A 23067-nucleotide genomic window follows, 5' to 3' on the forward strand; every position below is an offset into this window, starting at 1 on the left:
CCCCAAATTTCTGAGATACAGCTCTCACCACCTCTCCAAAATTGATCTCCAAATGACAGCAACAGTCCTCACATTCATAAACATCAGTGCCGGATGCCCCAATTAGCTGCAATCCATCGACAACGTCAGCCGCTATACCCCCTGGCTGCAAACCACATGGCAGCAACACTGATGACTTTCAGCAACAAAGCCCATCCTGCCCTGCCCCGCCCTGCCCTGAGTAAAAATGCAGCTGAAGCTGCATCTGCATGCTGAGCCCTCAAACCCGGCGCACAAATCTAAATGAGAGCCTGCCCACTGCATACTGCTGTGCTTTATCCAGTGATCAGTCAGGGCACAGACACTGCCACAGACTCAGGCACAGGTGCTGCCGCAGACTCAGGCACAGGTTCTGCCGCAGACTCAGTGCACAGGCACTGCCGCAGACCCAGTGCACAGGCACTGCCGCAGACCCAGTGCACAGGCACTGCCGCAGACCCAGTGCACAGGCACTGCCGCAGAATCAGGCACAGGTGCTACATCTGACTGCCCCCTTAAACGAGACATAGTGGACGGTAAATCCCCGACAAAAGCCTGTATGCAGGCGCGGTGAACCCTTTTTACCTGTTTTTCTTGCATATCAGTTAAAACCAGGTATAATGTGCGCAAAACCGATGCGGATGGATGGCAGAGCGGTTGAATGCAACGGTCTTGAAAACCGTCGAGGATTTGCGTCCTCCGTGAGTTCGAATCTCACTCCATCCGCCATCAGGATTCAAAAGGCTCAGGCCTTTTATTTTTTGCCCGCCTCATAGATACATAAAAGCAAAAAATGAAATCCCAAAAATCAGCAATAATCAACAAAAAAACCCTCCGATCTGTACAGAAAGGAGGGTTTTTTCATTGAAATGCAGCAAAAAATCCAGGTTTAAGAACTTTTTCTCAGTAGCTGGAAATTTCTTTAAACTTGCTATGACAGCTGAGTTTTGCTCTCTTCAAAAGATTTATAAAGTGTCTTTGTCAGAGTTGCCGTCATCAGCCCTGTTGCTGTTGCTGTCATCATCCTGATCATTGTCATAATCAGGATCGTCGTAGTCCTCATCTACCCTGAGGCCTGGCTCATCTGAATCACCAAGCCCCCTGGCAATAAGGGCATCGATACGCATGCTTTCCTTAATCAGGGTATCAAAGCTGAAAGTGATTTTAGGCATGTAGCGCATCTTCAGGCGGGAGGCCATGGTAGAGCGGATATAGCCCCTGGCCTTATCGAGCACCTGCATGGCCTCGCTGACCTTGTCCTCACTGTCATCAATGAAGGATACGAAAATGGTTGCATTACGCAGATCAGGGGCAACACGGACCTCAGTCACTGTGGCCATCTGAATGCGCGGATCCTTAATTTCAGTTGCAAGAATGCGTGAAGCCTCACGTAATAACGAAGAGGCAATACGCTCATTGCGTCCATAACTTTTTGCCATAAGCTTTTCTCCACGACCCACGTAGTCCTACGTTGGTGTATTAGTGGTTACGGGCCTGTTTCCGGTCATTTCACGCTGTTAAACCAGCAATTAGCCGCAAGGCTCATGCACTTGAGCATTGCCAGCCTGTGGCTGGCCCTGCTGCTTACATGCTCTGCAGTACTCAGGACAGCCCCTGGGTTGGGCTTAGCCTGATGCTCAGCTGCATGTTGAGCCACTGCATGATGTATGCTGCTAAGTAGCATGCAGGTCAGCTGCAGCAGCAGAATTGCAGGATGCTAAGCTGCAGGTGCAGGCTTGCAGGATGCACAGCAGCATAATACGGGCTGAGGCGGTGTACGTGCCTGCCCTGAGCTTTATGACCCTTATCAGGCATCACGGCCGTCAGGCACAGCTGGTGCGTCTGCTCTGCGTGCAGAGGGGCCGGAAATACAAAAAAAGCCTCATCCTTATCTAAAGCATGAAGCCTTTTTCATGAAAGGGGCTGACTGCACCTGCTGCCCTGCCAACTCATTAAGCCATATGGGTATGAGTTTTTGGGCGGAGGCACAGCAGCCCCACGTGCTCCATCTGGCGGCAGTGACTGCAGCACATTGCGCTGCAGTACTATGCTGCCTCAGGGGCTGGTAAAGCGTAACTACAGAGTACGCTTGACCTCGACGTTCTCGAACACTTCGATCTGGTCTCCAACGCGTACGTCCTGGTAGTTCTTAACGCAGATACCGCACTCGTTGCCGTTCTTGACCTCGCTGACGTCATCCTTGAAGCGACGCAGGGAATCGAGCTCGCCTTCGTAGATAACAACATTGTCACGCAGCACGCGGATTGGAGCGGAACGCTTGACCACGCCTTCGGTAACCATACAGCCAGCGATGAAGCCGAACTTTGGATGACGGAATACTTCACGCACATCAGCAAGACCGATAATGCGCTGCTGAACCTCAGCCTTGAGCATACCTGACATGGCGCTCTTAACGTCATCGATGAGGTCGTAAATAACACTGTAGTAGTGCAGGTCAACACCCTCAGTCTCAATTACGCGGCGGGCTGGAGCATCAGCACGGACGTTGAAGCCCACGATAATTGCGGAGGATGCGGTAGCCAGAGTGGCGTCAGTTTCGGTAATACCACCAACACCTGAGCCGATGATATTAACCTTAACCTCATCAGTAGCCAGCTTGTTAAGAGCATCAGAGATAGCCTCAACAGAGCCCTGAGTATCGGCCTTAAGAACAACATTGAGCTCGGAAGCCTGGTTGTCCTTGAACATGTTCTCAAGTTTGGCCTTCTGCTGCTTGGCAATCTTGAGTTCACGGAACTTGCCCTGACGGAACAGAGCAACTTCACGGGCCTTCTTTTCGTCACGTACTACGGTAACTTCGTCACCGGCATCAGGAACACCGGACAGACCGAAGATCTCAACAGGTACGGATGGACCGGCGTCGTCCAGGTTCTGACCCTTTTCATTACGTAAGGAACGTACACGGCCATACTCAAGACCACACAGAACCACGTCACCCTTGTGCAGAGTACCCTCACGTACCAGTACGGAGGCAACAGGACCACGGCCCTTATCAAGACGGGACTCGATAACAACACCAGAAGCCAGGCCTTCAGCTACGGCAGTCAGCTCAAGAACCTCAGACTGTAACAGAATGGCTTCTAATAACTCATCAACGCCCTGACCAGTCTTGGCGGATACCTCAACGAACTGCACCTCGCCACCCATGGACTCAGGGATAACGCCATGCTGAATAAGCTCGTTGGTAACGCGCATAGGCTCGGCACCTGGCTTATCAATCTTGTTAATAGCCACGATTAAAGGAACCTTGGCGGCGTTGGCGTGCTGGATAGCTTCCAGAGTCTGAGGCATTACGCCGTCGTCAGCAGCTACTACCAGAACTACGATGTCGGTTACCTGAGCACCACGGGCACGCATTGCGGTAAAGGCGGCGTGACCTGGGGTATCAAGGAAGGTAATACCTGAACCACGGGTATCAACGTGGTAAGCACCAATACGCTGGGTAATACCACCGGCTTCACCGGCAGCTACCTTGGACTTGCGGATGAAGTCCAGCAGAGAGGTCTTACCATGGTCAACGTGACCCATGATGGTAACAACAGGAGCACGAGGCTGAGCCTTGGCGTCAACCTGACGATCGGCGAGCAGGGACTCCTCAAGCTCGTTCTCCTTACGCAGAACAGCCTTGTGGCCCATTTCCTCAACAACGATCTGAGCGGTACCCTGATCAATAACCTGGTTGATGGTTACCATTTCGCCCAGCTTCATCAGGCACTTGATAACCTCGGCGCTCTTAACGGCCATCTTCTGAGCCAGCTCGGCAACAGTAATGGTCTCGCCCAGAATAACTTCACGTGATACAGGTGCAACTGGACGGTTGAAGCCGTGCTGCTGCTGGTTAGCCTTGGCAGCGCCGCTTACAGAACGCTGATTGCGGGTCTGTACCTTCTTGCCTGTACGGCCACCACGGCCTGCAAATCCGGAAGTGTCGCTGTCTTCGCGCTTCTTGGTAACAGTCTTGCCGCCAGTGCGGTCACTGGTACGGTGACGGCCACGGTTCTCTTCTTCACGCTCCTGACGGGCCTCAGCCTCACGAACGTAAACAGAAGCGGTGCTTAAGCCGTCAGACTCATTAATACGACGACGCTCTTCTTCTTCAGCAGCCCAGCGCTCTTCATTTTCCTCAGCAAGGCGACGGGCCTCTTCGGCCTGACGTGCAGTCTCAAGCTCAAGCTTGCGGGCCTGCTCTTCTTCCTGAGCACGCTTTAACTTGGCAGTCTCAGCGTCTTCCTCTACGCGGTTCTTGTCCTGAGCCTTTTCAGCATTGGCAGCTGCTGCAGCCTGAGCAGCAGCTTTGGCTTTGGCCTCGGCCTCAGCGCGGGCAGCAGCATCAGCAGCGGCCTTGGCCTTTGCCTCTTCCCTGGCCTTGGCTTCAGCTTCAGCCCTGGCTTTGGCCTCGGCTTCAGCTGCGGCCTTGGCCTTTGCTGCGGCCTCTGCCTCAAGACGCTCTTTCTCTTCCTGCTCCTTGCGCAGCTGCTCAGCATCGAAATTCAGTTTTTTCTTGTGAACAACCTGTACAACCTTACGCTTGCCGGTGGAATCCTGCACCTTAACAGTTGAGTGGGCAGAACGATTTAAAGACATGCGCTTAGGAGACTTTTCCTCAGTGGTTTTGGTCTCATCTACCATATGTTACTTTCCCCTTTACTGTTGAGCTGCATCGGTCTGAGGCTCTTCCTGAGACTCACCGTCGGTGCTCTCATCCTTAAACCAGGTAAGATTGCGGGCGTTCATGATGATATCGCCGGCACGCTGCTCATCGATACCCAGATCGAGAAGGTCATCGATGGCCTGCTCAGCCAGATCTTCCATGGTCTTAATACCCTTGCCAACCAGAGCAATGGCCAGCTCGGTATCAATACCTGGAACCTTGATTAATTCGTCTGCACCCTGTCTCTTGAGCTCGTCCTCATGAGCGGCAATTGCCTTACGGGCGTTATCCTGCAGAGCCTTGACCAGCTCCTCGTCAAGTCCCTCAATCTCAAGGAACTCTTCAGCTGGAACGTATGCAACTTCCTCAAGAGTGTGGAAGCCGGCATCGGCCAGAACCTGAGCGAACTCCTCGTCAATGTCGAGATTCTCAACAAAGAACTTGACGATCTGAGCAGCTTCCTCAGCAAGCTCGCGATCCATGTCGCTCTCAGCCTTAACCTGAAGATTCCAGCCCAGAACCTGGGAGGCCAGACGTACATTCTGACCATTACGGCCAATGGCCAGAGCCAGATTGTCGTCAGCAACAGCCAGATCAATGCTGTGGCTTTCATCGTTAATAACGATACGGGAAACCTCAGCCGGCTCCATGGCATTGGTAACGTACTGGGCGAGGTTTTCATCCCACAGAACGATATCAATGCGCTCACCGGAAAGCTCATTAGAAACGGCCATTACACGGGCACCGCGCATACCGATACAAGCACCGCGTGGATCAATGCGCTTGTCCTTGGAGCGTACGGAAATCTTGGCACGTGAGCCTGGGTCACGGGCGACGCCCATGATCTCAATGACGTCCTGACCAATCTCAGGAACCTCAATACGGAACAGCTCAGCAAGGAACTCAGGAGCAGTACGTGAACATACCAGCTGTGGACCCTTGCCCTCAGGCTTGATGTCAATTAACAGAACGCGGATACGATCGCCACGGCCAAAGGTCTCGTGAGGGATCATCTGATCACGGCGCAGAATACCGTCAGCACCATTACCCAGATCAAGAATCATGAACTCACGGCCAGGACGCTTTACAGTAGCGTTTACAACGTGACCAAGGCGATCGCGCTGCTCGGCAATAAGCTGCTCACGCTCGGCATTCTTAACTTTCTGGGAAAGAACCTGCTTGGCAGTCTGAATGGTGATACGGTCAAAAGTTACTGAAGGGATTTCATCCTCAACGATGTCACCCTCAGCAATGTTTGGATATTCTTCACGGGCGGCAGCCAGGGAGATTTCCTGAGCAGGGTTGGCCAGCGGACCGTCGGTGTCCACTACTACCCAGCGACGGAAGGTGGTGTAATTGCCTTCCTTATGGTCAATCTCAACGCGTACATCAATATCTACTGTGTACTTCTTCTTGGTGGCTGTTGCCAAAGCAGTTTCCAAAGCCTCGTAAATCTTCTCCTTTGGAATTGCTCTCTCATTGGAGAGCGCCTCGGCTATCGCAATGATTTCCTTACCCATCTGGTATAACCTCTTTGATGATGCCTTAGCATCTCTCCTAAATTAATGCTGAAAAATCCGGGACAATACGTGCCACTGAAACATTCTCAAAAGCGATTACAAACTCGCTGCTGGCATTCTTGTCCATGACGGTAAAGCTTCCGTCCTCGGCAACACTTAACAGTTTGCCCTCAATCTTTCTGCGCCCTTCGGAGGCAATCTTTAAAGAAACTGTGACCTCCTGACCTGTACTGGCAGCCAGCTGCTCTCTGGTAAAAAGAATGCGATCCATTCCAGGTGACGAAACTTCCAGAATATAGGCCGGATCAATTAAATCAGCTGTGTCCAGCAGGGGTGACAGCGTGTTGGTGATTTCACCACAGGCATCGGCATCTACACCGTCTTTGCCTTCTACAAAAATCTGCAAATGTGCGGTATTTCTACCGGCACGATAACGTAGTCCCCACAGCTCCATGCCATATGATTGGACTATTGGCTCGATGAGCTCCTGAAGCTTCTGCTCTAAACTTCCAGCCATTAATACCTCTTAAAAAACAGGGTCTGCGCCGAAATCTACCGCTGTCCTTTATCACTGAGACACAGTTTCCGACTTACCCTCACTGCAGGGCTGAAAACGTCGCAGCCTCTGCTCCCGTCCCGGCATTCAGCCGGATGCAATCCGTACCTAACCGGAAATCTTTCCATGACAAGGCAAATGCTCACCCTTGTCCGATCCACTGCTTGAGCCTGCGCGGCTTTAAAACAGACAGCACTGTTACAGGCATAAAGAACACTGTGCCGGTAAAGTGCATGAAGTCTGAAATTAAGGAAGAAAAGATGTGCCTGAAAGACTGCTGAGTGGATTTTTGGAAATAAAAAAGCCCCGATACTGGGGCTTCTTTTAAAAGTTGCACCTGATTTGCAGGGCAACTTTAATGTCTCTGACGCCTGCGGTCTTGCAGCTGGTCAGAAAACAGGAAATCTGCCTGCACGCCATCGGGCGATGACGTAGTGGCAATGACTTACGGGATGAATCACAGACAGTCCCGTACAGCGGGTCATTTGAGCCACCATCCTCCGAACTGAAGCCTGTACAGAACACAGGAAATGATATGCAGTCCAAAGTGGCTCAATTTATACCATTTAAGGGGCTCAAATGCAAGCAAAATCCCTGAAAATCACCGATCTCAGGCCCCTGAAAATGCTGCCCTGCCCCCCATAACAGCACATAAGTTGTTACAACTGCCCATGGCACTCATCAACAGTAAGTGCCCTCCGACCTGTTTAAGCGCAACAAAGGCAGGCTTGAGCAGCCTGCAAATAAGGCATACATGCGATTTCAGCCAGACGGTCCAGACAGCATCCCGTCCACCAGCAATTGCATCATCACCTCAGGTGTCCCCAACTTATGCTTTATGTTGTCAGGCTGAACAGTTACTGATGTTCATATACTCAATGGTCTCTGTGCTATGCTTGAAATGCCACTGTCAGGGAATAACATGTATGCCCGGACCTGCTCTTCACTGCCAGGTACCATGCAAGGCAATTTCAAAAAATACGCTGCGCATAAGCAAGTCACCTTGTAAGTAATGCCATGGGCCCGGCTTTGTCTACATAAAGCTTAAGCTGCATACATGCGGGTTAAGGTGTATGCATACAGGTAAAATTGCATGCAGGTTAAGGTGCATGCAGGTTAATGTGAATGAATGAATGAATGCATGCATGCATGCTGATTAGGCTGTATGTTATGAGGCCGCGATAATGGCAGCGGGGCCACAAAACGCCATGATTACAACAGCCTGACCTGTCTAAACAGGACTGTTTCAGAGGGACAGAACTATGCCAGACTTCAGACTAAAAGTATTCTATTCTGCAGCCAGGAATCTGTCCTTTACCAAGGCAGCCCAGGATCTGTTTATCAGCCAGCCGGCAGTAACCCGCCATATCAAGAATCTTGAAGATCAGTACCAGGCCCTGCTTTTTGAACGCCAGGGCAACAAGATTGCTCTTACCGAGGCCGGCGAGCTGCTGCTTCACCATACCGATCGCATTTTGCAGGAGTACCACGCTCTTAACTATGAAATGCATCTGCTGCATAACGATCATGTGGGACAGCTGCGCATGGGCGCCAGCACCACCATTGCCCAGTATGTTCTGCCGCCCTACCTGGCCCGCTTTATTGAGGACTTCCCTCACGCAGATATTTCCATGCTCAATGGCAACTCACGATTTATCGAGCGTTCCCTTGATGAAAGAACCATTGATCTGGGCCTTATAGAGGGCATCGCCCGCATGCCTACTTTCACCTATACTCCATTTATGGAAGATGAGCTGACCATACTTACTGCAGCCAAAAACAAAATCGGTCTCAATGGTCGGCTGACCATTGAAGAGTTCATGACCCTGCCTCTGGTGCTGCGTGAACATGGTTCAGGTACCCTTGATGCTATTGAGCATGCCCTTGTAAGTCGCGGCATCAAGCTCAGGGACCTCAACATCAAGATTTACCTTGGCAATACCGAGGCCATCAAACTGTTTACCCAGAACTCGGAAAACCTCTGTATTCTCTCGCGCTATGCTGTTGCCCGCGAGGTCCAGCAGGGACTGCTGCGCCCTCTTACTGTAGAGGACATCAAGTTCACCCGCTCCCTGTGTTTTGTACAGTCCCCTGGCCCCCAGATGGCTATGACCATACGCTTTATCGATTACGTAAAAAAGCTCGCCCAGCAGGCATCCCCGCTCACATTCTAAAGTTCCTGCCACTTCGAGCTTCCCTGTCCAGTCCCCATCCCCACCGTAAAAATCTGCTGCCACACAAAGCAGCGCAGCACAGGCGCTGCAGCACACTGCAGCAGTGCAGCTGCGCTTCTGCGCCGCTGCGGTGCTCTGCAGCATTGCCAGCCTGTCCACTGCAGCAATATGCGACCATGTCAGCCTGTCTGCTGAGGCCTGCAGCACTGCCAGTCTGTCCACTCAGACAAAGAAGTGCAGATATCCACTGTCACTGATAACCTCAGTTTATGGACACTCATATCCACAGAGGGCCCAAGGGCCTCAGCCATGCCCTGGACCGTGACGCCGCATTTATGGGCCTGTTTTGATCTTTGCGCACGGCGTGCTTGCCGAGGCCTCGATGGGCTGGGCTGGACAATACCTGGAATGACAGGAGTTGCTCTGCAATCAAGTGGAGTATGTCACCTCTGCGTAACAGGTATAACTTATGGCACAGAGGCCCAGGATATTAGCTCCGCAAACGTATGCGCACTGTTATTCCTTACAGCTAAGGCTAATGCCGGTGTATGGCTGCGCAACAATACAGATTAAATTATCAGTACTCGCAAATATTTCAATTTTTCCCTACAGCTGCGGGCTTTTGTTTGACTGGCATTTGCTCAGTCCTGATTTTACTGCCTGAATATTCACCCGGTTATACCTTGTGACCCTGTAACCGTAAACGCTTGCGATGCACGCATTCATGATAACCATAGTGAGGGGAAACAAATTACAGTACCTCGCAAAATCATGGCAAATTTCACATCAGTAAATTTCTAATCAAATCAGCTCCCCCAAAACATTCTTTTCCCGCACCTTGCCATGGCCTTCAAGTAAAAATGCTGTAAAAACGGGCTGTTTTTAAATACATTGTATTATTCCCCAGGAAAAATTTGACAGTAAAACCATTCCTTATATGCGGACAATTTTATCTTTTGTGTTCGTTTGATTATATACCCAAATCCTTATTTTTATGGGCTTTCATCCAATTACTCTTATGCCTGGCTCTTAAGCCGTTATAACAAAATGTTATAGTGCATTACCAAATAGTATTAGATCTGATTTTGCATTTGGCGTATCTTGATGGCGTTCCCAAGGGGGATGACACTGACAGGGCCCGCCAGTCAATCGCTTCACAGGAATGCAGAAGCCTTAATTTTACTTGCATGAGACCAACCTATGTTTTCCAAAGGTCAACGTGTCGGCACCCTGAGTGGTGTGATGTTAATTGCCGTTTTTTCCTTTGCCTCGTTCTATATCGCTCAGTTTGAGGCTGTTAAGAAACTCTCTTTGAGTCCATTGATCATAGGCATCATTATAGGAACGGTTTACGCCAACACATTACGAAACAGGCTGCCAGAGCAATGGGTTCCAGGAATCAAATTCTGCACTAAGCAAATCCTGAGAACAGGCATTGTGCTCTTTGGCTTCAGACTTACTCTTTCAGATGTCTATGCCGTAGGTCTTCCTGCCTTTGTAGTAGACCTTGTTATTGTAGTCAGCACTATTTTACTGGGCATACTCTTTGGCAAAATGCTCAAAATGGACGAGCAGACTGCGCTTATGACCTCAACAGGCAGTGCTATCTGCGGAGCTGCTGCCGTTCTGGGCGCTGAATCTGTTGTGCGCTGCCCTGGTCACATCACCGCTGTAGCTGTGTCAACAGTTGTTATCTTCGGTACCATTGCCATGTTCCTCTACCCTGCAATGTATTACGCAGGCTGGCTGGACGCACTTGGTGACATGGGAACAGCGATTTATACCGGTGCTACCCTGCACGAGGTAGCCCATGTGGCAGCTGCCGGTAATGCCATGGATCCTTCAGATGCCCTGGGCATTGCAGGCACAGCAACCATTACCAAGATGATTCGCGTCATGATGCTTGCTCCGGTACTGGTAATCATGGCCATGGCCCTTTCCTGGCAGCGTGCCCGCCGCGCTGAGCAGAGCAGCCACCAGCAGAAATCACAGATAACCATTCCGTACTTTGCCATAGGATTTCTGGTTGTAATCGTGATTAACACCTTTATTCAGGATGCCTGCGGTGCTCAAACCGTCAAGGAGATCCCGCTTAACGGCACCATTGAGTATATAGACACCTTTATGCTCACCATGGCAATGACCGCCCTTGGCACAGATACAAGCTTTGACAAATTCAAGGCAGCCGGCTCCCGACCTTTTGTCCTGGCACTGATGCTCTTTGCATGGCTCATGGGCGCAGGCTACTGCCTGGCACTCTATGTTCCAGCCATGTTCAGCTGATGCAGCACTGCATGCCGGAGCCCAGATGATGCAGCCCTGCACGCCGGAGCCCAGATGATGCAGCCCTGCACGCCGGCGCCCGGCTAATGCAGCACTGCACGCCGGCGCCCGGCTAATGCAGCACTGCACGCCGGAGCCCGGCTGGTGCAGCAATACTTTCCGGAGCCCAGATGATGCAACACTGCATGCCGGTGATCAGCTTCCTGAGCACCGGCATATCAAGACACAGCTGCCCATCAAAACATATGGTTAACATTGCTTTATCCGTGTGCTGATGACCATACCGCAATAAGGCCTGGACCTGACTGACAGATGCCAGGTTAATGGCTGGGTCAAAGGCAGATCCTGAGGAGGGGCAGATTCAGGCCCTCCCGGGTTATCAGCAAAAAGTTATTATTCTCACATACTTACAGATTTCAGTTAAAAATCACATGTATATCTATTTCAGATCAAATATTTAGCCCGGTCTGTAAAAATTTCGCTTGAATTTTTTAACGATTTCCATTAAAAACATACTAACAACTACAATGTCGTCAGTCATCTTGCATAGGGGTGACTGGCATCCTGATTTATGGCAGACAAAAATGCCACCATGCGCTCCTCTTAAAAGGATGCAGCATAAAAACGAAAAACGACTTAAGATTTCTGTGTAGCAGACATTATCCGGATATCACCCGTTCCGGATCAGCAATACATTACATGCTTTTGCACTGACAGCAGACAAACTTCAGTGTCTTTAAGATAATAAAATCCAGCAGGAGCTGACCTGACAACCACATCTGCTGACGCAGACATATGTGCACAACACAAATGGTCCAGCCATTGGACCAGCACAGTCAGCCTTATAACTTCTTATCAGTTCTATACATCACTTCTAACCTGAAGCTCAAATCACGCGCACCTGGTCAACTGGCATGCATCCGTAAAAGCACAGATGCAAGGCTGATGTACCTCATCTGCGGCACTGCCTCACAACATACTTCCCTCAAAATCAGCTGCTATAGCCCCTCTATAAAAAGCCTCCAAATCTTAAAGCACCCCATAACCATCTTTACGGCACAAATCAGTCAGAAACTGACTTTGCGGCCAATTCACCCGCCCTGTTCTGCGACCTCAATAAGTGCTTCCAGACCAGCAGCCGCAGTACAGTTCATACCTTTATCCAAACATTCATTTACCCCACTGAACTGCAGATTAACATGCTGATACCAGTGCCATATCCATGCCGATGACGACGCGCATATTTATCGCAAGCTGCGCAATTTGGCCGGGCTTTAGTGCTAAAATTACTTTCCATTGCGCGTCCGGTTAAGCGGTTCTGAGCATCATAAGGTATTGCAGCTCCTGTGTTTTCAAGTTCTCTGCAACCAGGATCCATGACCACATAGCTGCCAGCAGCACCTGCTCGCCATTGCTCTGTAATGCCAGAGCATCAGGACCTGCACCTGCCTTTATCGACTGCAAGTCTCCAAAGGCCAGATTACAGTCCCGTCTGCATTTTCAGCTTTTTCCAGCTGCTCCTGCATCATCCTGACGCTTCTTACCCTTGTATTGGCAACTCTTTTCCTGTGGATATCATGGCCAGGTTTTTCAAATCCCTTAAGTTAATCAGCCTTGCAGCTGCCGCGTTTTTTGCAGCTTCCTGTCAGTCCCTGCCTGAGGGCGCCAGCGCTCCCAGCCTGAAAATTGAAAGTCTGGCTCTGGACGGCAGCGGCGACAATCCTCACTTCATCATCACCTATATCCTGGAGCACAAGTCAGCTACCTCTCTTCCTATAAAGAGCGTTAAGGCTGATGTTTTCGTAAACAATGTGCAGACAGCTACTGTCAGCCAGAACATGAAGGGCGATATTCTTCCAGCAAATGAAAAGCACAAGTTCACCCTCGAGGTTCCTGTAAACCTCAGCGGCAGTGCTTCCATTGACTCCATGACCAACAATCCTCTGCTGGTCCTGCAGGGCTCCTGCGCTGTTACCGTAAGATTTACAGATGAAGAAGAGCTCAGCGCCTTCAACCCAAGCAGCAGCTACACCGGCCTGGTCAAGGTCATCAAGTAATACCGCTTTAGATCCCGAACCGCACCATAAAGGCCTCCATAAGAGAGCATCCCTATGGCCAGGTCGATTTATGGACACATCCTTTATGGCAGTGCGACTGACGGCCTGCGCGGAGGCACTTCATGGGTCTGCGGCCCAGCCAGTGGCCTACGGTACTGTCCACATTACTAAAGTTAAATCATAAGGAACGGAGCCGATCTCTTTGCTCCAGAACAACAGGTTATTGTCATGGCTTTTCATATTCAGTCCAGCCAGTCTTTTGAGCCGCGCGTAGGCACAGCTCAGTTCATCTTCGGCGTGATTTATGTTCTTATCACCCTGATTTCCCTTTCCCTTGCTTTTTACGTGCGCTCCCAGGGCCAGGACGGCTATCTGCAGCTGTTTATGTCAGGTCTGTTTGCCATCATGGCGTTCAAGTCCTTCTTCATCAGCCGCCGTATCAAGAACCTCCTTAACAACGGCACCTACTGTGAAGCCACTGTAGAAAGCTGCGAGCCTGTTCGTGGCATTACCGTTATCAAGGGCACCATTGATGTACCTGAGTTTGGCATTATCCACATTGAGTCCCGCCTGGTAGGTGAGGCTCCGGCACACGAAATCAACCGCTTCCTTCAGGACAAGAAGCAGACCATGCTGCCTGCCCTGATTGTAGGCGCCAACACCGGCCGCCCACGTGGCATGTTCACCATCAAATGCAAGAACGGTCACTTTGTTGAGGACAGTGCTGCTCTCAAGTCCCAGCAGCCAGAGCAGGCTGCCAACACCGATAAGACCAGCGCATCTGAAACTGCCTCTGATTCTGCAGGCGCTGTTGCAGGCGTCGGCTCCGGCGCTGCCGCAGCTACCGTTGCCGCAGCCTCTGTAGTCGCCGCTGAAGCAGCTGCTGACGAAGCTGCTGCAGCTCCAGCTGATGCCGGTGAACCAGTAGCAGATACTGTTGCTGACGCTTCCGAAAAGGCCTCTGAGTCCTCACAAAATCAGGAGCAGCAGGCCGAACAGGCTCAGGATGAGCAGTCAGCTGAGTCAGCTGCAGCAGCTGAAGCAGCCAGCACCGATGCTGACAATGCTTAAGCTTGTTTTCTGGCATCTCAGGGCTGCGCCTGTACATGAGCGCCCGCTCCTTTGAGATCCAAACAGGGCCGGTTTCTTTAAGGAACCGGCCCTGTTCTTTTTGTAGCAGTCAGGAACACGCCGTTTTGCTGTCCATGATTCAGTATGGGCATATGCTATGTCCATGATTCAGTATGGGCATATGCTATGTCCATGATTCAGTATGGGCATATGCTATGCCCCTGTTCCAGGTCTGCAGCAGCTGTAAATTGCACTGCAACAGTGAATCTTAAGGACTGTGCGCACTTTTGAGCCTCTATGCCTCCAACCTCCTGAGTGTTGTGAGCAGCTGCTCAGACAGCCCGGGACAGCTGTCCGGGACAGAGAGCGGCAATGGCTGCAGGACCGGCTGACTGCCTCCTGTTTTGGCCGTGATGCTGATAAAAAACAGCTTGCATAGTTTGGCGTGCTATCTTACGATGTAAGATTGATTTTTTTCTGCATTTGCAGGGAAAACATAAGTAATAGGCCACGTGCTGAACAAGCCCGATGCCGGGGCCTGGTTGTTTTAATTTAGGAGCACATAATGTCTCTTGTTGCTATTAAAGATGTATTAAACCATCAGTGTTCTGTAGGTGATACAGTCACTATCGGAGGCTGGATTCGTACCCGCCGCGACTCTAAGGCCGGCTTTTCTTTCCTGGCTGTCAATGATGGTTCCTGCTTCAATAATATCCAGGTAGTAGCAGGTGCAAATCTGAGCAATTACGAGAGCGAAATCTTAAAGCTGACAACCTCATGCTCAGTAATGGTCGAAGGCGAGCTGGTTGAATCCCAGGGTCAGGGCCAGGATGTTGAAATCAAGGCCTCCAAGGTTCAGGTTCTGGGCTTTGTAGAGGATCCTGACACCTATCCAATGTCTGCCAAGCGCCACTCTGTCGAGTACCTGCGCGAATACGCCCACTTACGTCCACGCACCAACCTTATCGGTGCTGTAATGCGTATCCGTAACTCCCTGGCTTATGCTCTGCACTCATTCTTCCAGGAGCGCGGATTCATGTGGGTCTCCACCCCTATCGTAACCGCCTCTGACTGTGAGGGTGCCGGTGAGATGTTTACCGTAACCAACTTTGACCTTGAGAATCTGCCAAAGAACGATCAGGGCAAGGTTGATTACAGCCAGGACTTCTTCGGCAAGCACGCCTACCTGACCGTATCTGGCCAGCTCAACGTAGAGACCTATGCCTGTGCCTATTCCAAGGTTTACACCTTTGGTCCTACCTTCCGTGCCGAAGACTCCAACACCACCCGTCACCTGGCCGAGTTCTGGATGCTCGAGCCTGAGATGGCCTTTACCGATCTCGACGGCTGCGCCTCTGTAGCTGAGGACATGCTCAAGTATGTCTTCAAGCGCATCCTTACTGAGCGTGCTGACGATATGGCCTTCATTGCCGAGCGTGTCGACAAGAACGCCATCACCCGTCTTGAGGACTTTATCAAGGCTGACTTTGCCCGCGTTGACTACACCGACGCTATTGAGATTCTCAAGAACTGCGGCAAGAAGTTTGAGTACCCTGTTAAGTGGGGTATCGACCTGCAGTCTGAGCACGAACGCTACCTTGCTGAAGAGCACTTCAAGTCCCCTGTAGTTGTTAAGAACTACCCTAAGGACATCAAGGCCTTCTACATGCGCCAGAACGACGATGGCAAGACTGTAGCTGCCATGGACGTGCTGGCTCCAGGCATTGGCGAGATTATCGGCGGCTCCCAGCGTGAGGACCGTCTTGAGCTGCTCGACAAGCGTATGGAAGAGATGGGCCTTAACAAGGACTCCTACTACTGGTATCGTGACCTGCGCCGCTATGGCTCCGTGCCTCACTCCGGCTTCGGTCTGGGCTTTGAGCGTCTGATTGTCTACATTACCGGTGTTGGTAACGTACGTGACGCCATTCCATTCCCACGTACCCCACGTAACGCTGACTTCTAATTCAGCTCCTCGCATCAGCAGCCGGCTGCACAGCACTGCAGCCGATCCGCTGACAGCCCTGCTCAGTGCAACGCACTGAGCATACAAAGCCCGGCCCCTGCCGGGCTTTTTGCTTTCCGCCCAGCGTACAGAGGACAGAAATACCATGCCAGGTCATGGCCACCTGCGCCTCTGACTGTGCTCATGACTGTGCTCATGACTGTTCCCCTCCACCTTATAGCCTTCCCACAGACCATATCCTGCAGCCGGGCCACTGCAATATCTTCAAGCCATATGTACACTCTGATAAGCATGCCTTTGTGAGGATTAAATACCTCTGCATGATCATGCCTGCACCAGGCTGAGGACAAGACTAATACTTGTTGTTCAGTATGACCCAAATTCTGTCTGTATGTGCATTTTACGGGCAGCGTGCCTCTTGCGTGCTTTTATATGCCATATGCCGGGGAGTGGTTTGAAGATACGGTGGGGACAAGGAAAAAACAGCCTTTTGCGGGCTGATAATGACGGATGCAGGCCATAAATTATTTCCTGTTAACTAGAATGCCAGTGCGCGGTGGGGTAATATATCAGCATATGGTCACGGCTTTATGCTCCCTTAACTCGTGCAGTGCACAATGACACAATTTACAGTTCCAGGACCATTTATAATCACACATTGCTGTATCAAGCCTTAACCTGTGCCAGGGCTCATCATGGTCTGTCATGACCATGCATGCAGATCGAACAACTCAGGAGCTTAAGATGTCAGTTTCACCTAGTATCAATCTTCCTAAAATGCGCTTTTCTCAGCGCACTACAGTTGCCGCTCAGATTTACCAGTTTCTGCGTCAGGTTATAGTAGACACTACAGTAAGACCAGGCGGACTTCTTTCAGAAAACGGACTGTCTGAACACTTCAGTGTATCGCGCCAGCCTATACGCGATGCCCTGCAGCGGCTTAGCACTGAGGGACTGGTGACCATCATGCCCCAGAGAGGCACTACTGTACGGCCTGTCTCCATTCTTCAGACCGAACACAATATCTTTGTCCGTTACTGTATTGAAGAGGGCTGCCTCAAGCGCTTTGGCGAACTTGAACCTCGCTCCCGCCGTACCTGCATCAATCAGCTTGAAAGAAGTATCAACAAGGCCCGTGAGCTTCCTGAAGATGATGAAAACCGCCGTCTTAACCTGATGGCTCTTGATGACGCTTTCCATAAGGCTATCTGTGATATCAGCGGCTCCGAGCTTGCCTGGAACACAGTGAGCACCCTTACCGCTCAAAGTGATCGCATCAGCTATCTGGCCCTGTCCCTGACTGAACCTGACTACAATCAGATCATTATCGATGACCACAGCAAAATAGTTGAGTGCCTCAAGAACAATGATCTTACAGGCGCAATAGAGGGCCTGCGCCAGACTCTTAACCAGCCACTTGAGATCTACAAGTACATCATCGCAGAGGCAAAATACGAAGACTGGTTCAGCGACTACCGTAACTGACAGCCGACCTCCCAACCGGCCCGACTGCAGCCGCACAGGGCAGCTGCAGCCACTGCTGCAACCACTGCCCGGGTACATGACTGGTGCCCCTGAAGACAAAGACCCCGTATCGCATATAGCTCGATACGGGGTCTTTGTTTTTACAGTTGCTCAAACTGTCTGCAGCAGTCTGCTAAGCCATTGGAGTGGATTGTTAACGGCTCTGCACAGCATGGTGGGAACAGCCTGTAAGCTGTCATGCTCATACTGATGGGTGCTGCCTGTTATCGGCTCTGCTCAGCATGGCGGGAACAGCCTGTAAGCTGTCATGCTCATACTGATGGGTGCTGCCTGTTATCGGCTCTGCACAGCATGGCGGGAGCCGCCTGTCAGCTGTCCTGCTCAAACCAGTCGGCATACTTTTTCTTAATGGATTTGTAGGTGCCCATTACTGAGTTGAGGTGCCCACGGAGCATTTCTTTGGCCTTGTCATACTCGTAGCCCTCAATGCAGCTGATGATTTGCTCATGCTCATCAATCAGACCGTCAAGAGGAGCTTCAACACCCATGGCCAGATAACGGATACGGTCAAGCTGTCCCTTGCAGGACTGTACTACCTGCCAGGTCATGGCGCAGTCAGAAAAAGAGCAGATAATCTCGTGGAATTTGTCATCAAGAGGCAGGAAAGTGCCGGCCACATTGGCCGGATCGCTCTTTTCTTTCTGCTCATGGAAATTTTCCTTGAGCTTGTTGAGAATGCGGGTGTACTTGCCTACAGGAAGATTGGCAATGTTATCAATACTGCTGCACTCCAGAGCAGAGCGGATAAAGACCACTTGACGCAGATCACTGGCAGAAATCTTCTTAACTACAGTACCCTTCTGAGGAATTACAGAAATCAGACCATCATGCTCAAGGGAGTTGAGGGCTTCACGCACCGGCTGGCGGGATACCTTGAAATGAGCCGAGAGCTCATTTTCAGAAATGGTGGCACCAGGCCTGATATTGGCGGAGGTTATCTGATAACGCAGAAATACGTAAATCTGCGATGAGATCGTAGTCTTGGTTGAGAGTCTCAGTCGTGGAAGTTGCATATGGTTATCCTGAATCTCTGCTGTTCTGGCCTGACATCATCATGGCCTGACCACTGCTGCCCGAAATGGCAGAATACACAGATCCTTAAACAGGCCGACGCAGCAGTGCAGGCTCTGCACAGGCATCTGCCTCAATGCAGGCCCCTGCAGTGGCGTCGTCCTCAATGCCATCAGCCTCAATGCACACTGATGCAATGGCATCTGCTGTAATGGACGCGCCGCATCAGCGACTGCAGCATAAGACCTTGAATACATAAGCGCAAAACCTGCACCGGTCTGTGATAACACAAATCCCGGTATCTGCGCTGGATCCAGGGATCCTGCACAGCATGGAATGCATTCAAAAGTAACTGGAAAATAACAGGACACTGAAATGAGCAATTGCAGCCCGTTTCAGCAAGCGGTAAATCATTCCCAGGCAATATCACATCCGCAGCGCTGACGCGCCGCTTCCTTTTACATCCCTCTCAAGGTCATCCTGCAGGTGCCCTTCAGTGAGAATAAAAGGGTATGGCAATGCTCGCCCTGTTGTTTGACCGCGCCTGATACAGGCAGCATCTGCATGCCTGGAAATGACTTAATTAAAAGTGCTGGATCCAGCCTTGTGCGCCCCTGCATGTGCTTTTGCACGAAATTTGGCACGGACAAAAATAATACCGTCCATTAGCATACGCCTTTTTAGCGCAAATCTAAACTGCACAGTCCACAAAATGAACATCTTGGATCCAGGGCCTGGCTCCGTTCACGAGGCCAAAGCCATCTGCAACAGTAGAGCATACGAAGCTGTCACTGTCCTTACGCTGCCAAGGACTTTGCCTGTATAGCACAGGATAAATCCTTGCCACATACCAAATGCCCGGCCCAAATAGTCATGCCCACTGACAGGCACAGCTCTGCCAGCCAAATCACGAATCAGCCCTTGCGCCATTGCAGAGCCATAATCAGAGCAAGCCCGGCTCCATGGCAGAGCCGCACGGGCGAGCGCCGGAGCATGTACCTCCGAAACATGAAAACATAACGTTGATGCTTTCCGTGGTCATAAGAGCACTGATACCGAAAAGACCGATTGATAAGTGTCAGAGGTGTGGGGTGTGTACTCCCAGGTTGTCTGATCCGTGATGCAGCACCAGGCGTCGAAGCGCGCTTTGAGCTATCATATAAGATACACTTGCAGGATCCGGCTGCAGTGGCCCTTAGCCCATGACGGGCAGAGCTCTCACAGTTCGCTCTGTCTGGCAGATATTCAGGCCTCTGAATGCCCTTTCAGTACTTGCAGTATTGCAACAGCCCATGTTCTGTGACATAAAGTTATGACCAGGACCTGTGCAGGTTTATTCCCTGTCTTTCCGGCAGTTAAATCCCGTCTTTGACCTGAGCGCTGCCTGCTCTGCCCGTGTCCTTATTACTTGAGACTACCGGGCTTTAAGCCATATCCACATGCTTAACTTATGGCTGAGTACAATTGACACTCGAGGTCACAGCAATTCCTCAACAGCCGATCTATGGCAGAAATGCTCAAAGAGCTGTGCTGTAGCGCCTGATTAATAACAGCCCTTTTCAAACACCTGTGGGAAGGTATACCTTACCGTCCATGCCTGAGCTTTTGTCCGGCATGCGATCAGGCACGTATTTGCAGCCCATTACAGCTGCAAGACCTGACGGCCAGAGCAAGGGCCAGTGTCCTGGCCATGGCTCTGTGACGTTTCTCCCGGACCTTGCGCCAGCACCCTGCATCATGCTCCATGGCATTCGCCGGTCATATACCGCTGTTCCTGGCATTCGTCAGTCATGTACCGCTGTTCTTGGCATCCGCTTGCAGCCCTGTACTGCTGCTCCTTGCCTTGCGCTGCTGCCCTGTACTGATGTTCATGACATCCGCCTGCAGCCCTGTACTGATGTTCCTGGCATCCGCCTGCAGCCCTGTACTGATGTTCCTGGCATCCGCCTGCGGCCCTGTACTGATGTTCATGACATCCGCATGCAGCCCTGTACCGTTGTCCCTGGCATTGCGCCATAATTATTGCGTAGCAGCGACATGTTTTCTGCAAGCCTGTTGCATTGCAGACCTGAGCCTGAGGACTTGCGGCCTTAAGGCCGTCTTGATGTTTCCCCTGCCTGATATGAATCAGGCATGTAAGTATTTTCTGTCTTTATTGCAGTTCAGTTGCACGTTGCTGAACACTGCCGCCCTGGCCGCAATACGAGGAGATTTCATTATGCAGATTTTAAAAACACTCGCTTGTCTGGGAACAGCCCTTTTCATGGCTGCATCCCCCGTCAGCGCCGCAGATGGTAAGCCTCAACGTATTATCTTTGCCGGATTTTTCGGCCCTGATCACCCAAACACCCAGATGATGAGTCGCTTTAAGGAGGAAATTGAATTAGCATCTGACGGCAAATTCAAGGTCACCTTAAAGCCTGACTCCATTGCTGGCGGTGAAGAAAAGATTATGGCTCTGGTAAAGCGCGGCACCATTCAGGTAGCGCAGGTTGGTGGTCTTATCAAAAATGATGAGCCTATGATTGGCGGCTGGGAGCAGCCTTTTGTCATTAAGAACTGGGAACATGCACGTGCTGTATTCCTCTCTGGAGGCATGAAGCGCTTTGAGGGTAACTACACCGCCCGCTCAGGTGCCCGTATTGCAGGTGTGATTGTAAATGGCTTCCGTCAGGTCTCTTCCCGCTTCCCTGTGCGCAACATGGAAGAAATGGCCAAAATGAAGATTCGTGTTCCCCTCAATGAGGTATTCGTCAAGCTGTTCACTGCAGCCGGCGCCAAAGCTGTACCTCTGCCAGCTACCAATCTTTATGAGGCCCTTGCCAGGGGCACTGTAGATGGTCAGGACAATCCTTATGCCATGGTCAAGTCCATGGACTGGTGGAAGGTAAACAAGTACATGCTCGAAACCCGCCATGTCTTCTCTCCTACCTTTATCCTGGTAAACGAAAAGTGGTACCAGTCTCTTGATGAAAAGTCACGTGCCCTCTTTGATGAGAGCATGACCCACGCCATTGCCTATAACTGGGATGTCTCAGAGCGTGAAGAGGCTAATACTGTTGAGTTTCTGCGACAGAACGGCGTGAAGATCACTGTGCCTGATGCCAAACTCAAGGCTCATATGATTGAGGCTGCCAAACCAGTATGGGAATGGTTTGACAAAGCTGTCCCATCAGCCCGTCAGATTCGTGAATACTGCGCCAGTGTTGATCCTGTAAACGCTCACAATGCAGCTGTAGCCACAGCCGCAGCAGCCTCAGCTGCTGATGACGCGTCCAATGGTGCAGCCAACGATGTACCGGAGCCAGTTAAAGCCGCACCGGAGTCAGGCAAAGCTGCAAATGCCAAATAGCAGCATGCTGCTTGCCCCGATGCTGGCTGATGCAGCACCGCTGCTGCGCTAAGCTGACAAAGGCGCGCAACAGCAAGTCAAGCTCGGGGCCTGAGGGCCCGTCTGAACAAAGGGGCTGTCCTGAAGACAGCCCCTTTGTTTTTCCTTGTCCCTGCAGATCACTCATTGCTATTGTTCTTGAATGTCCGCCATACTGTCAGCTGCGCAGTCTGCCTGCTCTGTTCAGATGCTGCACTAATTGAGCAGCGCGGTTCGCCTGCGGGGCGGGACCTGTCAGACAGGTGTATCACCGCAAAACAATGTAAAAGACAGGGAAGTGCGTGCACGTGTGCGCACGAAATACGCAATCATGGGCTTTATCATGCTCTTGTCTGGAAAAATGCTATTTTTCCGGCTTTGGGCAAGCACCGTGATATATAAAAATTTACTGACAAATCAGCGATATTTGCACAATATTTTTCATGGGGATTCATTAAAACGTCCAGAAATCTGCCGATAAATACTAAAATGCTTTATAGTATTTGCTCATAAGGATATTTGTCCCTGTATGTAAGGCCGGAGCTCTGAACTTTCCTTAACTGGCCGTGCAGGTGCAATTGCTGTCCGTATTCCTTAGGGATCTTTTCCCCTCAAAGCATTCAAACATGCATATAACTGTCTTGTATCAGAAAACCAGTCAATATAACTGAGCCGCATAACCAGGATTTGTATATCCATAAGGTCTCAGGGGCGTTACTTCTTGCTGATACCAGACCGGAGCCGTTTTCTTTCAGAAGTATGAGTTTTTAGAAATTATTGCCCTGTGGCTGTTCTGATGCAGGTAACTGCAAGTCTGCACAAAT

Annotated in this window: 13 protein-coding genes and 1 tRNA gene; 8 read left to right on the forward strand and 6 right to left on the reverse strand. The window is 50.9% G+C overall.

Features of this window, described 5'->3' with window-relative positions:
- The first annotated feature begins 657 nt into the window (after nucleotides 1-657).
- Nucleotides 658-747, forward strand: a tRNA-Ser gene (locus tag MXE41_RS03535).
- Nucleotides 748-983: 236 nt separating this feature from the next.
- Here the strand turns inward: MXE41_RS03535 and rbfA are convergent.
- From rbfA to MXE41_RS03555, 4 genes are all read right to left on the reverse strand, one after another.
- The gene (rbfA, locus tag MXE41_RS03540; RefSeq protein WP_246976699.1) at nucleotides 984-1457 is read right to left on the reverse strand and encodes a 30S ribosome-binding factor RbfA; all 474 of its coding nucleotides are present in this window, start codon (nucleotides 1455-1457) and stop codon (nucleotides 984-986) included.
- A gap of 637 nt (nucleotides 1458-2094) precedes the next feature.
- A complete protein-coding gene (gene infB, locus MXE41_RS03545; RefSeq protein WP_247099391.1) occupies nucleotides 2095-4668 on the reverse strand; it encodes a translation initiation factor IF-2 in 2574 nt (857 codons plus the stop codon).
- Between the two features lie 15 nt (nucleotides 4669-4683).
- Nucleotides 4684-6210, reverse strand: coding sequence for a transcription termination factor NusA (gene nusA / locus MXE41_RS03550; protein WP_247099392.1), 1527 nt, complete (start codon nucleotides 6208-6210; stop codon nucleotides 4684-4686).
- Nucleotides 6211-6247: 37 nt separating this feature from the next.
- The gene (locus MXE41_RS03555) at nucleotides 6248-6727 is read right to left on the reverse strand and encodes a ribosome maturation factor RimP (protein WP_247099393.1); all 480 of its coding nucleotides are present in this window, start codon (nucleotides 6725-6727) and stop codon (nucleotides 6248-6250) included.
- Nucleotides 6728-8028: 1301 nt separating this feature from the next.
- Between MXE41_RS03555 and MXE41_RS03560 the strand changes: the two genes are divergently transcribed.
- The 6 genes from MXE41_RS03560 (at nucleotide 8029) to MXE41_RS03585 (ending at nucleotide 17802) form a co-directional block, all read left to right on the forward strand.
- Entirely contained in the window at nucleotides 8029-8940 is a 912-nt protein-coding gene (locus MXE41_RS03560; RefSeq protein ID WP_247099394.1) for a LysR family transcriptional regulator, read from the forward strand.
- Between the two features lie 1200 nt (nucleotides 8941-10140).
- The gene (locus tag MXE41_RS03565) at nucleotides 10141-11223 is read left to right on the forward strand and encodes a YeiH family protein (protein WP_246976689.1); all 1083 of its coding nucleotides are present in this window, start codon (nucleotides 10141-10143) and stop codon (nucleotides 11221-11223) included.
- 1577 nt (nucleotides 11224-12800) lie between these two features.
- Nucleotides 12801-13280 carry a hypothetical protein gene (locus tag MXE41_RS03570; protein WP_246976686.1) on the forward strand — a complete coding sequence of 160 codons (480 nt, stop codon included), beginning with the start codon at nucleotides 12801-12803 and terminating at the stop codon, nucleotides 13278-13280.
- Nucleotides 13281-13508: 228 nt separating this feature from the next.
- Entirely contained in the window at nucleotides 13509-14351 is an 843-nt protein-coding gene (locus MXE41_RS03575) for a hypothetical protein (RefSeq protein ID WP_247099395.1), read from the forward strand.
- A gap of 565 nt (nucleotides 14352-14916) precedes the next feature.
- Complete coding sequence (gene asnS / locus MXE41_RS03580; protein WP_247099396.1) at nucleotides 14917-16317, forward strand: asparagine--tRNA ligase; 1401 nt, start codon at nucleotides 14917-14919, stop codon at nucleotides 16315-16317.
- 744 nt (nucleotides 16318-17061) lie between these two features.
- Nucleotides 17062-17802, forward strand: a complete 741-nt coding sequence (locus tag MXE41_RS03585; protein WP_246976676.1) for a GntR family transcriptional regulator — start codon at nucleotides 17062-17064, stop codon at nucleotides 17800-17802.
- Between the two features lie 368 nt (nucleotides 17803-18170).
- Here MXE41_RS03585 and MXE41_RS03590 read toward each other — a convergent pair whose 3' ends face one another.
- Both MXE41_RS03590 and MXE41_RS03595 read right to left on the reverse strand, forming a co-directional pair.
- Nucleotides 18171-18875, reverse strand: a complete 705-nt coding sequence (locus MXE41_RS03590; protein ID WP_246976673.1) for a GntR family transcriptional regulator — start codon at nucleotides 18873-18875, stop codon at nucleotides 18171-18173.
- A gap of 1786 nt (nucleotides 18876-20661) precedes the next feature.
- Nucleotides 20662-20844: a hypothetical protein gene (locus MXE41_RS03595; protein WP_247099397.1), complete on the reverse strand. Its 183-nt coding sequence runs from the start codon at nucleotides 20842-20844 to the stop codon at nucleotides 20662-20664.
- A 247-nt stretch (nucleotides 20845-21091) separates the two neighbouring features.
- Between MXE41_RS03595 and MXE41_RS03600 the strand changes: the two genes are divergently transcribed.
- Nucleotides 21092-22225 (forward strand): TRAP transporter substrate-binding protein, encoded by a 1134-nt coding sequence (locus tag MXE41_RS03600; protein ID WP_247099398.1) that lies wholly within the window; start codon nucleotides 21092-21094, stop codon nucleotides 22223-22225.
- The last annotated feature ends 842 nt before the right edge of the window (nucleotides 22226-23067 follow it).

It is taken from the genome of Anaerobiospirillum sp. NML120449 (assembly GCF_023051105.1).
GTDB lineage: Bacteria > Pseudomonadota > Gammaproteobacteria > Enterobacterales > Succinivibrionaceae > Anaerobiospirillum.